The organism is Flagellimonas sp. L-11, assembly GCF_056857735.1.
The window spans coordinates 15350-28350 of sequence record NZ_JBSXNR010000039.1; the positions used below are offsets into that span (position 1 = coordinate 15350).

Annotated in this window: 9 protein-coding genes; 2 read left to right on the forward strand and 7 right to left on the reverse strand. The window is 40.5% G+C overall.

What is annotated here, in order from left to right; all coding sequences use genetic code 11:
• Nucleotides 1-101 precede the first annotated feature (101 nt).
• A complete protein-coding gene (locus tag AC13CC_RS05705) occupies nt 102-956 on the forward strand; it encodes a DUF2911 domain-containing protein (RefSeq protein WP_326279992.1) in 855 nt (284 codons plus the stop codon).
• A 53-nt stretch (nt 957-1009) separates the two neighbouring features.
• Here the strand turns inward: AC13CC_RS05705 and AC13CC_RS05710 are convergent, their stop codons facing one another.
• The 6 genes from AC13CC_RS05710 to AC13CC_RS05735 all read right to left on the reverse strand — a co-directional run bounded on the left by AC13CC_RS05710 (nt 1010) and on the right by AC13CC_RS05735 (nt 8311).
• On the reverse strand, nt 1010-2719 hold the full coding sequence (locus tag AC13CC_RS05710) for a sodium:solute symporter family protein (RefSeq protein WP_326277383.1): 1710 nt from the start codon (nt 2717-2719) through the stop codon (nt 1010-1012).
• A gap of 111 nt (nt 2720-2830) precedes the next feature.
• Nucleotides 2831-5362: a PIG-L family deacetylase gene (locus AC13CC_RS05715; protein ID WP_326277382.1), complete on the reverse strand. Its 2532-nt coding sequence runs from the start codon at nt 5360-5362 to the stop codon at nt 2831-2833.
• A gap of 92 nt (nt 5363-5454) precedes the next feature.
• The gene (locus AC13CC_RS05720) at nt 5455-6411 is read right to left on the reverse strand and encodes a septum formation inhibitor Maf (protein WP_326277381.1); all 957 of its coding nucleotides are present in this window, start codon (nt 6409-6411) and stop codon (nt 5455-5457) included.
• 35 nt (nt 6412-6446) lie between these two features.
• The gene (locus tag AC13CC_RS05725) at nt 6447-7046 is read right to left on the reverse strand and encodes a Maf family nucleotide pyrophosphatase (protein ID WP_326277380.1); all 600 of its coding nucleotides are present in this window, start codon (nt 7044-7046) and stop codon (nt 6447-6449) included.
• Nucleotides 7039-7566: a KdsC family phosphatase gene (locus AC13CC_RS05730; protein WP_326277379.1), complete on the reverse strand. Its 528-nt coding sequence runs from the start codon at nt 7564-7566 to the stop codon at nt 7039-7041. The genes AC13CC_RS05725 and AC13CC_RS05730 overlap by 8 nt, the downstream gene beginning before the upstream one ends.
• The gene (locus tag AC13CC_RS05735) at nt 7550-8311 is read right to left on the reverse strand and encodes a Rossmann-like and DUF2520 domain-containing protein (RefSeq protein WP_326277378.1); all 762 of its coding nucleotides are present in this window, start codon (nt 8309-8311) and stop codon (nt 7550-7552) included. The genes AC13CC_RS05730 and AC13CC_RS05735 overlap by 17 nt, the downstream gene beginning before the upstream one ends.
• 133 nt (nt 8312-8444) lie before the next feature.
• Between AC13CC_RS05735 and AC13CC_RS05740 the strand changes: the two genes are divergently transcribed.
• Nucleotides 8445-11612: a cytochrome c biogenesis protein gene (locus AC13CC_RS05740; protein ID WP_326277389.1), complete on the forward strand. Its 3168-nt coding sequence runs from the start codon at nt 8445-8447 to the stop codon at nt 11610-11612.
• A 1-nt stretch (nt 11613) separates the two neighbouring features.
• On the opposite strand, the gene AC13CC_RS05745 is transcribed toward AC13CC_RS05740, so the two are convergent.
• On the reverse strand, nt 11614-12909 hold the full coding sequence (locus tag AC13CC_RS05745; RefSeq protein ID WP_326277377.1) for a M14 family metallopeptidase: 1296 nt from the start codon (nt 12907-12909) through the stop codon (nt 11614-11616).
• Nucleotides 12910-13001 lie beyond the last annotated feature (92 nt).

A 13001-nucleotide genomic window follows, 5' to 3' on the forward strand; every position in this document is an offset into this window, starting at 1 on the left:
TTTGATTGATTTTAACGCTATTATTTTAAGGTTTCCTTAACGTTTGAGGGAGGCTTTATATTTAGCTTTGTTATGCTGAACTATTAATATAAATAACAACTATGAAAAAATTTGCACTCTTATTATTTGCGGTGTCCATGTGTTTTTCTTTGGAAGCACAAATACAGACGCCAGCGCCCAGCCCAGCTTCAACATTGGAGCAAAAGGTGGGATTGACCGATGTTACCGTAAAATATTCGCGCCCTGCAATGAAGGGAAGAAAAATATTCGGAGACTTGGTTCCTTTTGATGCTATTTGGAGAACAGGAGCCAATGAAAACACTACCATTACTTTTAGTGACGATGTTACCGTACAGGATAAGCCGCTAAAAGCAGGTACCTACGCTATTTATACAAGACCCAATGAGGCCGTTTGGGATGTTTTCTTTTATACTGATACCGATAATTGGGGTATACCACAAGAGTGGGATGCATCCAAAGTTGCGGCAACGGTAAAAGTGGAAACAATGGAAATACCGATGCCAATTGAATCTTTTACCATTACCATAGATGACCTTCATAACAATGGAGGGACCCTTGGCATTATGTGGGAGAACACTTATGTTGGTGTTGATTTTATAGTCCCTACAGCCAAAAAAGCCATCAAAAGTATTGAAGAGACCATGGCGAACAAAGAGGATTTAAAAGCCAATGACTATTTTGCAGCGGGTTCTTATTATTTTTCTGAGGGCATGAACATGGAACAAGCTAAGGAATGGGTGGACAAAGCTGTTGAAATGGGTGACGGAAAAGCTTATTGGATGATGCGCACACAGTCTTTGATCTATGCAAAATTGGGCGATAAAGATGCAGCTATTGAAGCAGCCAAAAGGTCATTGGCCGCTGCCCAAGCCGCAGGCAACCAAGATTATGTGAAATTGAACAAGGACTCTTTGAAAGAGTGGGCAAAAATGTAGTTGCCACATAGCAATAAATAAAATTGAAAAGCCCACTTTTTAAGTGGGTTTTTTTATTCCTCTACGGCAGAGGAGTTCCCTAAAAAGTTATCGAACACCTGAGTAATAGTGGCCAGTACAATTACCAAAACACATCCAAAGGCATTCAACCATAAGTAGGACATCCAGTCTAAGTTGTAACCTACAATCACAATAATCTGGGTTACGATTGCTGCTACAAAAACGGCATTTCCTTTTACAAATTTGAAGAAGAACGCCAGTAGAAAGATACCAAGCACATTTCCGTAGAAAATAGAACCAATAATATTGACCAATTGAATCAAATTATCAAAAAGATTGGCCACATTGGCTATTATTATTGCAATGATTCCCCAAAGTAGGGTAAAGGCCTTGGTCGCTTTTAAATAGTGTTCTTGGGTATGTTCTTTTTTTACATTTCTTTTATATAAATCCAAAGCTGTAATGGTGCCAAGCGCATTTAATTCAGAAGCAGTGGAAGACATGGCCGCGGAGAGAATTACGGCCAAAAGGAGACCGATTAGCCCCATGGGCAAATTGTTTAGGATAAAATGGATAAACACATAATCCTTGTCGTTGGTTTCCACAGTGCCATCTGCTTTGGAAATTAATTTTTTTGCAGTTTCCCTGTTTGTATTTTCCCGTTCATTGATTTTTATGATATCCTGTTTTGCCTGCTCAATGGCATTGTACTCTTTAAGTTCGAGCGCTGCGGAAAAGGAATGTTGCGCCATTCTTTTTTCCTTTTCCAGTTCTTTATGGTCCTTTGTTAGCGATTGGTAATCGTTGGCATATTCCGATTGCATTACAGCTTCGGTAGCCGCAGGGTTAAAGTTTAAGGGAGATGAGTTATATTGATAAAATACAAACACCATGGTACCCACCAATAGGATAAAAAACTGCATCGGTATTTTAAAAATCCCGTTAAAAATCAATGCCAACTGACTTTCACGAACCGATTTGCCCGATAAATAACGTTGCACTTGACTTTGATCAGTGCCAAAATAGGCCAAGGCCAAAAAGAAGCCTCCCGTGATACCGCTCCAAAACGTATATCGGTTATTGGTATCTAAAGAGAAATCCAAAATTTCGAGTTTATTGTTCGCCCCGGCTATTTTTAAGGCCTTATCGAAAGATATATCCGTAGGGAGTGCTCCCATGATAAAGAAGAAAGCAAAAAACATCCCCAACATAATGATGAACATCTGCTGTTTCTGGGTCATACTAACCGCTTTGGTGCCTCCCGACACGGTGTAAATAATCACAAGGATTCCGATGATCACATTCAATGTCCTTAAATCCCATCCCAATACGGCGGATAGGATTATGGAAGGGGCAAATATGGTAATCCCTGCAGCCAACCCACGTTGTACCAAGAACAAAAGAGCAGTAAGGGTTCTTGTTTTAAGATCAAAACGCCCTTCGAGCATTTCATAGGCGGTAAACACCTTTAATTTTTTGTAAATGGGTATAAACACAAGGCAAATCACGATCATGGCCAAGGGCAATCCAAAATAGAATTGAACAAAGCCCATGCCGTCGTGGAAAGCTTGCCCCGGGGTAGATAAAAAGGTTATGGCACTCGCTTGGGTGGCCATTACGGACAATCCGATAGTCCACCATTTTACGTTGTCACCACCACGGACATAATCGTCCACATTATTGTTCCCGCGTGTTTTCCAAACACCGTATGCCACGATGAAGAGTAGGGTGCTACCAAGAATAATCCAGTCGAGTAATGCCATTCAGGGGTCTAATTGTTTAAAATCATTATGAGGTAAAAAACCAATATATATATGGCATTTAAAAGGATAACAATGCTGTATTCCTTTTTCCATTCAAATTTGGTATCCATATTATCCTTTGACATTACTGTCTCTTTTTACTTCATTTTTTCCTATAGAAAGCATATTTGCAAAGAGCTTATATGCCCCCGAAACCCCTACAGGCAATTCCCTGAAAAAGCTTAAACCTGTGTAAATATAGTGACCTTCTCCATAAGGTGCTACAATAAGGCTTCCTTGTTTTTCGGTTTCATCTTCATCTTTCATTGAGAGAATCGGTGTAAACTCAGAACTCCATTCACTTGGAAAATACAATCCACGTTCTTGTACCCACCCATCAAAATCTTTTTTTGTGATGACATTCGGGAAATTTATCAAAGAATGGTTGGGGGCCAATATTTTTACCTCTGCATTTTCGTCAGTAACCCTGTCTCTGGAAAGCGTTACATCGTATGGGGCAATGTTTTCAAACTGTCTGGCCCATCTTCCGGCCGTATTGTACTGTACAATCATGGTGCCACCATTTTTTACATAATCGAACAGTACGGGTTGCTTAAATTTTAAGGACTCCACCACATTGTAGGCTCGAATGCCCACAACAACAGCATCGTATTTATCCAAATCCCCATTTTGAATATCATTAGGGTCAACAATATGGACTTGGTAACCGATTTGTTCCAAATTTTCGGGCACCATATCTCCAGCACCCATAATGTAAGCGATATGCTCCCCAGACTTTTTTATATCCATGCGAACCACTTTAGCTTCCGAAGGGAGTAATACGGATTGCTTTGGAATATGGTCGTAATCGATTTCTACCAGTTCTTTGTCGTAGATTTTGTTGCCCATTTTGATTTTTGGCCCAATTTTTCCTTCGCTTTCGGTATTAGGAGGGGTAACGTTGAATGTTACCGAAATTTCCTCGCCTTTTTGCGCAATGGAAAAAGGAATGTTTTGTGGTGAAACAGTCCACCCGGCTGGATGATCTAGCTCAACCGTTCCGGATACTTCATTTTTACCTGCTCTTACTTTTACCTGCACTTCCTTAGTGTTTGCACTGGCAAAAATGAGCACCTTTTCATCAATTTTGGATGTGACTTCGGGCAAAATGGCGAAGGGTTCGTACAATTCTCCCCTGTCGGGTCTGGAGTAGCGGTGCACCACGGATTTTTCAAACGGAATATCCACTCCATCAATAACCAAAGAAAAAATTGCCTTAAATGCACTTGGGGTTTCGGGTTTACCAATCAAACTTTGGTCGTTCACGGTATAGGTTCCCAAAGTTCCAGGTTCGTTTAGCCAATATGGGCTGGTATAGGAAGTGTTTTCGGGAACGGTGAAGCTAATTTCAAAATTTTCTTTTTGGTTGTTTTCCAAAATTTTGTTTGTGGTTAGATGTGCATCGGTACCAACAATCTTAATTTCTTTTAAAGTGATATTTGAAGAAGATCTGTTTATAGTTTCTATGTTGATGGTTACCTTACTGCCAGGAGTTGCAGAAGCACTTGCAGAACTGGCTTCCAAATATAATCCAGCCGAAGCTAGAATGATGTTTTTTAATTCTTCCGATTTTAATGTTCTCCAGTGTTCATCTTCAACTTTTTGTAATAGCTGATAAGCTTTTACAAGTTCAGGTATATGTTTGGATGGATTTTGGAAATCGAAATTATTTTCAACTTTATATAAGATGTCTCCAACAGCTTCGCCTCCTTTTACACGCGACCAAGTGGTGTTGATGCCTTCAAACACATCATTGTTTTTGGGCATATCGCCTTTGAGCAGTTCAATATACTCGTTGTCAACGCCTCTATCCGTCAGCCTACCAAATCCTTGACAAAGGTGTTGGCTACGTGCCATAGCGGCAATTTCGTTGTTGGAGAGTCCGATCTCTGGGTAATAGGTGCCCACATCAAGCCGAACCATACCGGATTTGTCAACTTTTTCAAATGCCTCTTGGCTACCATACTGCCACCACGAAGTATTGTAAAATATACGTTTGGGTTGCCAGGGGGTTGTCCATTGCAATTGCTCGGAATAAACATCTGGATTATTTGCCAAATCAAAGGCCTCCATGCTCAAAACAGCCGAGGACGTATGATGACCGTGTGTGGAGCCAGGGGTTCTATGATCAAATCTGTTGATGATCACATCGGGCTTTATGTTTCGAATGGCCCAAACCACATCGGCCAAAACTTTATCCTTGTCCCATATTTTTAAGGTTTCCTTTGGGTGTTTGGAAAATCCAAAGTCAATTGCACGTGTAAAGCGTTGTTCACCGCCATCTATATGTCTTGCAGCTAAAAGTTCTTGTGTTCGCAATACCCCTAAAAGCTCGGCTAGTTCAGAACCGATCAGGTTTTGCCCACCGTCCCCTCTTGTCATCGACAAATAGACCGTTCTCGCTTTTTCGTGGTTGTCGAGATAGGAAATCAGGCTTGTATTTTCATCATCGGGGTGGGCCGCTACGTAAAGGGCCGTCCCTAAAAAATTCAATTTTTGTATGTCGTGGAATAACTCTGCCGAAGTAAGCTTATCCGGTTTTTGGGCAAAAGAATTAGTGAAAAGTAGTATGGTAAGGGAAAGGAATACCCAAAAATGCTTCATAGTTGGTTGTTTAGCGGTTGATTCAAATATAGCCAGTATACATTTAGATATTGGATTATTTAGAAGAGTTTTAACATAGGCATTGGTTGATGTTATAAACCTAAACTATCCCTTAATATTAGATTTTTGTTTTCATTTTGACTCCAATAAGCGGTTTTTAGGGTTTTAATCTTGGAAGCAGAAGTGGTCAACATTTTCGCATCCGATCCAAATCCACTCTTGAATTCTTCCGTCCAACTTTCAATGGAAAATGGAAAGTCAGCCATGAACTTTATTATCAATTTTCGTTCCAATTTTGGATAGGAAATGGTATAAGTTGTTATTCCATCTTTAGATGAAATGGTTGCATTGGCAGTATATGCTTTCATCTCCTTATGCCTCAAACGGAGAAACTCCAAAGAAGGTATCATTGAAATTTCACCTTGTGGGAGGTTTTCGGGATTGATTCGGATTTTGGTCCAGATTTCATTTTCCAAAAATGATTTTTCCATAGAAAATTCTTGGTCGGCCTCACCTTCAAAATATGAATGTGAGGTAAATTTAAATTTTTCACGATTGTTGATCTGGGCATACACATGTCCGCACCATTCCTGAACGGACAAACTGGTCTTCACTGCATGCTGATTATCGTAAACCGGATAAAATGTGCTGCTCATAATGGAGTAGGGATAAATTCCTGTCAAAAAATTTTTGGTGGCATTCAATTTTAAAACCGAAATGTTTTCAGGACTGCTATTATCCGCCTTAACTTGTTTCTTGGGCAAAAATGGTTCGGTAACATAAATTAGTACCGCATTTCCTTCCCGAAGTTCACCATACCTCGCCTGATTCAATTGGTACGAAGTGATTTCAGCATCGCCGGCATACCAATAATTTTTAAAATTATCGGTAAGGGGCTGCTTTGGTTCGGTTTTTAATGTTTTTGATTTTTTATTGCTAACGGTTTCTCCGTTCTCTGTTGTTTTGTTTTTATCAGAACAAGACATCAATAAAAACAAGGTCAACATACATTCAAGAATTATACTGTTGAATATTTTTAAGGTTTTCATGAGTAGAGGATTTTAGTAAAGTTACACATCCAAACTCAAGAAACCATATCCATTAGGGTTTGGTAGACCAAATCGGTAGGAAGTCCCACCACATTGGTATAAGAACCTTGAATTTCGGTGATACCGATCATCCCGATCCATTCCTGAATGCCATAAGCCCCTGCTTTATCAAAAGGCTGACAGGTATCAATGTAGTAGTTGATTTCATCATCCGTAAAATCCTTTAGTTTTACTCTGGTAATGCCACTAACCGTTTTTTGATAATCTTTAGTGGTAAAACAGACCGAAGTTATAACCTCGTGCCAGTCCCCTGAGAGGGTACGGAGCATTTTAAAAGCTTCTGTTTTATTAGCAGCTTTGGCCAGGGAAGTATTGTTGTGCCAAACTACCGTATCCGAAGTGATCACTATTTGGTCGGGTTCCAATTCTTCTTTGAAGGGAGTGGCTTTGAGCTGTGCCAAATATTCTGATATTTCTTGCCCTTGTAATTCTTCAGGATAGACTTCCTCTACGGATTTGGGGCGTACCTCAAAATCCAATCCCAACTCTTCCAAGAACATTTTTCGTCTAGGTGAGCCGGAGCCTAAAATAATTTTTTTGTACTTAAGTTGTTCTTTGAGTGGATTTTTAGTCATTCTCGGCGCTAAAATTATCGTTCCAGTCACCACGAACTTTTAAAACTTGCTCAATAATATCACGAACACAGCCTTCGCCACCATTTTTATGGGAAACATAATCGGAAATAGCTTTTACCTCAGGAACCGCGTTTTGTGGTGAAGTGGCCAATGCCACCATTTTCATTGGGGGGATATCGGGCATATCATCACCCATATAAACCACCGATTGAGGGTCTATACCGTGAATGTCCAAATACTCTTCCAAAGGTTCTTGTTTGTGGTGTGCGCCCATATAAAAATCGGTTACCCCCAGTCCTTTTAAGCGCTCTTTCACACCTTGGTTGGTGCCACCCGTTATAATACAAACGTTGTATCCTTTTTTAATGGCCGTTTTAAGGGCGTATCCGTCCTTGACACTCATTTTACGGAGCAACTCCCCATTGGTGGTAATCATAACCGTTCCATCGGTAAAAACTCCATCAACATCAAAAACAAAGGTGGTAATGTTGCTCAAAAGCTCTTTATAATTCTTCTTCATGTGCTTGTTTTATGGCTTGGCTCAATAATTTATAGAGTGTAATGTGTTCTTTTTTGCTTAAAAGTTCCAGATGACTTTCCATACTTTTGGTGTCATTTCTGCGAGCTGGACCTGTTTGTGCTTCTTTTGGCGACATGGCTTGGATTTTATCGGCCGTTTCCATGATCAATGGTTTCAACAAATCAAAAGATAGTCCTTCTTCCAAACAAAATGCTTCGCCAACACTGTAAAGGTAATTGGTAAAGTTGTTCACAAAAACGCCCGCAAGATGCAATTTTTTTCGTTGTTGCGAGTCAATATGGTGCACGTTTTCAGAAATGGAATCCGCCAATTTATGCAAGATTTCCAGTGATTCCTTTTCTTCTGCTTCAATACAAATGGGAATAGGGCTAAAATCAACCGTTTTACCTTTGGTAAAGGTCTGCAATGGATAAAAAACCCCTTTGTTCTGGTGTTGAATCACCTTTAAACTTATAGCGCCCGAGGTATGTGCCACGATTCCCTTTTTCTTTAATAAATGTTGAGACACTTCGGTAATGGCATCGTCTTTTACGGCAATTAGGTAGACATCGGCATCAGCAATGGAATAAAAAGAATTGGATATAGAGGAATGTCCGGAAAATTGTTCTAATTCTTTTTGATTTCGACCCACGACTTGGGTAATATCAATAGCATTAGCTTTTGTAAAAGCAGTGTGCAAGTGTTTGGCGAGGTTCCCGGTCCCCAAAATCACAATCTTGAGCATGCCCAAAACTACAAATTTAGGGTTGATACATGGCAGTAAGAATTAACAAATCTGTATGATTTTTATCCGTTTTGACAGCGAGGAAGTTCTAAAAAGGCCGTATTTTTGCAAGCCGAAAGTAGACCGAATTTCCATGATTGATATTCTTAAGAAAACGCTTTTTTCCACAAGACTTATGGCTGTTCTTTTTTTGGTTTTTGCTGCGGCAATGGCTATGGGAACTTTTGTGGAGAGCTGGTACAGTACCGAAACAGCACGGATATACATTTACAATGCCACTTGGTTCGAGGCCATTATGGTCTTTTTTGTTATCAATTTCTTTGGAAATATTTATCGATACCGTCTATTGACTTGGAAAAAGTGGCCCGTGCTTACTCTTCATTTATCTTGGATTCTGATCATAGTAGGTGCTTTTGTTACGCGTTATATCAGTTATGAGGGAATGATGCCTATTCGCGAGGGGGCAACGGAGAAAGTATTTTATTCGGACAAAACCTATTTGACCGCTTTTGTTGATGGGGACATCAACGGTGAAACCAAAAGAAGGGTTCTGGAGGATGATATTTTGGTAACACCCGAAGGAAAACGTTCCAGTTTGCCTTGGAAATCCGATTTCAACGGACAACCTTTCTCCATTGGTTATGTGGATTTCATCAAAGGAGCCGAAAAAGGATTGATTCCAGACGAAAATGGAGCAGAATATCTCCAAATAGTAGAAGCTGGCAATGGTCAACGCCACGAACATTATCTGGAAAATGGTAAAATAGCCAGCGTCCATAACATTCTTTTTGCCCTTAACAACGAAACCGAAGGAGCCATCAATATTTTTTACGATGAAGAGAATGGCTTCCGCATCAAATCGCCTTTCGAGGGGAATTTTATGCGCATGGCGGACCAATTCCAAGGGAAAGTAGCAAGTGATAGCATTCAGCCCTTACAATTACGTTCGCTATACACTATGGGCGGTATGCAGTTTGTAGTGCCCGAACCTTTGGTTAAAGGAAAGTATGGAATTGTTAAAGTGCCCGATGAGGAGATTACCAAGGTAACGCAGGATGCTTTGGTTGTTTCGATTTCTGCCAATGGAGAAACTAAAGAGGTTAAACTGTTGGGAAGTAAGGGAACATCAAATTTTTCTGACAAGGTCCATGTAGGCGGGTTGGATTTTTCATTGAGTTATGGCTCCAAAGTTTACGAACTTCCTTTTTCCATAGAGTTGAATGATTTTATTGCGGAAAAATATCCTGGAACCGAAGCGGGGTATGCCTCGTTTATGAGCAAGGTTACGGTACACGACGACCGTCCTTTTGATTATGATATATATATGAATCATGTGCTGGACCATCAAGGGTACCGATTTTTCCAGTCCAGTTTTGACCCGGATGAACGTGGAACGGTACTTTCCGTAAACCACGATTGGTGGGGCACATGGATTACTTATATAGGTTATTTTCTGTTGTATATTGGTTTGATGGGTATTATGTTCTTTGGAAAAACACGTTTTAGGGATTTACAGACCATGCTCGAAAAAATTAAGAAAAAGAAAGCAGCTTTGACCACCATTGCTCTTTTCTTCGCTTTTGTGTCTACAAATGCTCAGGAGGGTCATGACGAACATTCCCTGTTGCCAACAAAAGCCCAAATTGACTCTGTAATCCAAGCTACGACCGTGGCCACGGAACATGCCGAAAAGTTTGGCGCTTTGGTGATTCAGGATGAAGGTGGACGGATGAAGCCAATAAACACTTTTGCATCCGAATTGTTGAGGAAACTGAGCGGCGATGACAAATTCAAGGATCTTTCGGCCAATCAGGTTTTCCTTTCCATGATGCTGAATCCTGGGGTTTGGTACACTGCGGACATTATTGCTTTGGGCAAAAAGGAAAACGACAGTATTCGTAAAGTTATCGGGGTTCCCGAAGGCACCGAGTTTGTAAAAGCTACCGATTTTTTTGATGCAAAAGGGACATACAAACTAAGGCCCTATCTGGAAAAAGCTACTTCCACCAACAATCCTTCAAACTTTGAGAAGGATTTTAAAAAGGTAGGTGAGCGGTTGAGTTTATTGGACATCGCATTAAGTGGGCAAATAGTAAAGATTTTTCCCCTGCTCAACGATGAGAACAACAAATGGATCTCTGCTGTGGAATATCGCTCTGGGCAATATCAAGTGCAAGATTCGTTGTATGCGAATTTTATCAAAAATGCGATGCCGTATTATTTGAATTCCCTGCAAAAATCCATAGTCACTGGCGATTATTCACAGGCAGATAGATTATTGGAGGCCTTCAAACAAAATCAAAAAAATCACGGGGAGGAAGTCTTGCCATCGGAAAATAAGATCAAGACTGAGATAATCTACAACAAGCTGGATCTGTTCAACCGTTTGTACAAATACTACGCCTTGGTCGGTGTGTTGTTGTTTTTTGTGTTGATTGCTAAAATTTTTAAGGAAAGAAAGGTATTGGATGCCTTTGCCTATTTATTGAAAGGGACCATCATCATATTCTTTATTTGGCATACTATTGGTTTGGTGTTGCGTTGGTACATTTCTGGCCACGCCCCTTGGAGTGATGCCTATGAAAGTATTCTGTATGTAGCGTGGGCAACCATGGGCATTGGTTTGGCCTTGGGCCGAAAAAGTGAACTTACCATTGCGGCAAGTGCTTTTGTAACCTCAATGCTATTATGGATAGCCCACCAGAGTTGGGTGGATCCTGCTATCGCCAATTTGCAACCTGTACTCGACAGTTATTGGTTGATGATTCACGTTGCCGTTATTGTGGGCAGTTATGGTCCTTTAACGGTCGGGATGATTTTGGGAGTGGTCGCATTACTGCTCATGGTTCTCACTACGAAAAAGAACAAAAAGCGAATGGACCTTAATATAAAAGAGCTTACGGTTATCAATGAACTGGCTCTTACCGCTGGTTTGGTAATGTTGACCATAGGTAACTTTTTAGGCGGCCAATGGGCCAACGAGAGTTGGGGACGTTATTGGGGATGGGATCCCAAAGAGACTTGGGCACTGATCTCGATTATGATATATGCTTTTGTGCTTCATATGCGGTTGGTTCCCGGGCTAAGAAGCAAGTGGGTTTACAATTTTGCAAGTGTTATCGCCTTTGCCAGTATTATGATGACCTATTTCGGGGTAAACTTTTATTTGGTTGGCTTGCACAGTTATGCAAGTGGGGATCAAGTAATAACCCCGAGCTTTGTGTGGTATACCGTACTCGGGGTCTTTATTCTGGGAGGTATCAGTTTTTGGCGATACAAGGTGCATTACGCCAAAAAATAGTTTATTCCTCCATTAAAAGCTTCATGATTTCTTCTGCGGCAACCTTCCCTTTTTCCTTTAGGAAAGGTCTGGAAGTATTGTCGCCCAATTCAAATACAATGGCAGGCATGCCATGGTGCACGTAAAAGTATTTGCTCGAAACCATGGTCGGGTCAATCTCATCGGAAGCGCTTATGTTGGTTTGCTTTTGAGGTAATCTTTCGCTGATGTTCTCGATCCAATCAAAGATAATTTTCCCTTTTTCACCTGTTACTGTTGTATCAATAGGGTAGTAGATGTCATCCCAAGTGGAGTGGAAATCTGCCCCGAAAACAAAATCGTACGTTTTGTCTTTCTCCACAAGAAAATTTCGAACGTTTCGAGTTTCGGGTTGGTTGAAGTTTTGCCAGTCTCTGTTCAAATCAATACCACCGGTATTATGTCTCCAATGCCCATTGTCTACTCCGTCAGGGTTCATCAAGGGTACCGCAAAAATAGTATGCTCTTGTCTAAACTTCTTAGCTAATTCAGAGTCGCCCGAAATGGTTTCAATAAACGATTTCATGGCCAGAAACCCTGTTACCTCAGGTGGATGCTGTCTGGAAATGATCATCAAGGCTTTTTTTGCTGCTTCGTTTTCATTGATTTCCATCAAGTGCATGGTCCTTTTCTCTTTGGAAAGACCAATGGGGTAATTCTCGATAAATGTTTTTTGACTCAAGGAATCTACCCATCCTTTTACTACAGATGATGTGTATAGTTCTTGTGCCGTAACCCATGTCGGATTTTCAGTAACACTTATGGTAATTTCTGCGGATTCTGGGGCCGCTTTAATTCCAAATTCTCCTTCTCCTGATTCGATGGCTTTAAAATTTGTACTGTCCAATGGTGTAAAGTTTTTACCATTGGTACTAATTTTTGGGTAATATCTACTTCTGGAATCTTGGTAATTTAGCTGCACCGTAATATCGCGAGGTTCTTTGGACCAAACTTGAAAAGCATACCAAGGGCTCACATTTATTGGGGTGTTTTCGGCAGTAACCCAAATAGTGTAATGGTCGTCGCCATCGTAGGCCACACCATTTAAACGGGCACCATCAAATTGGTTCGAAAAAAAAGTTGTACTGTCATTAAATGCCCATACGCCTCTCCATTGCTTTTGAATGGGTTTGTCTACCGTGGGCACAACAGGGCTTTTTCCTTGTCCTTGATAACCTGTTTTTTTCTCGGTTTCAGCGGTTTCAGGATTCTTTTTACAGGATGATGTAAGTACCATGGAAAAAAGTATTCCAATGGCAATCAAACTTTTAATACGCATGGTTTTTGAATTATTTGAGTTGGTTTGATTACGAAGGTAGGAACAAGGAATGAAGTAGTACATAAAAAATTATTAATAATATTTCATTTTTT

Coding starts and splice junctions, on each gene's coding strand:
- AC13CC_RS05705 (WP_326279992.1), top strand. CDS start 102: ATGAAAAAATTTGCACTCTTATTATTTGCGGTGTCCATGTGTTTTTCT.
- AC13CC_RS05710 (WP_326277383.1), bottom strand. CDS start 2,719: ATGGCATTACTCGACTGGATTATTCTTGGTAGCACCCTACTCTTCATC.
- AC13CC_RS05715 (WP_326277382.1), bottom strand. CDS start 5,362: ATGAAGCATTTTTGGGTATTCCTTTCCCTTACCATACTACTTTTCACT.
- AC13CC_RS05735 (WP_326277378.1), bottom strand. CDS start 8,311: ATGCTCAAGATTGTGATTTTGGGGACCGGGAACCTCGCCAAACACTTG.
- AC13CC_RS05745 (WP_326277377.1), bottom strand. CDS start 12,909: ATGCGTATTAAAAGTTTGATTGCCATTGGAATACTTTTTTCCATGGTA.
- AC13CC_RS05725 (WP_326277380.1), bottom strand. CDS start 7,046: ATGACTAAAAATCCACTCAAAGAACAACTTAAGTACAAAAAAATTATT.
- AC13CC_RS05720 (WP_326277381.1), bottom strand. CDS start 6,411: ATGAAAACCTTAAAAATATTCAACAGTATAATTCTTGAATGTATGTTG.
- AC13CC_RS05740 (WP_326277389.1), top strand. CDS start 8,445: ATGATTGATATTCTTAAGAAAACGCTTTTTTCCACAAGACTTATGGCT.
- AC13CC_RS05730 (WP_326277379.1), bottom strand. CDS start 7,566: ATGAAGAAGAATTATAAAGAGCTTTTGAGCAACATTACCACCTTTGTT.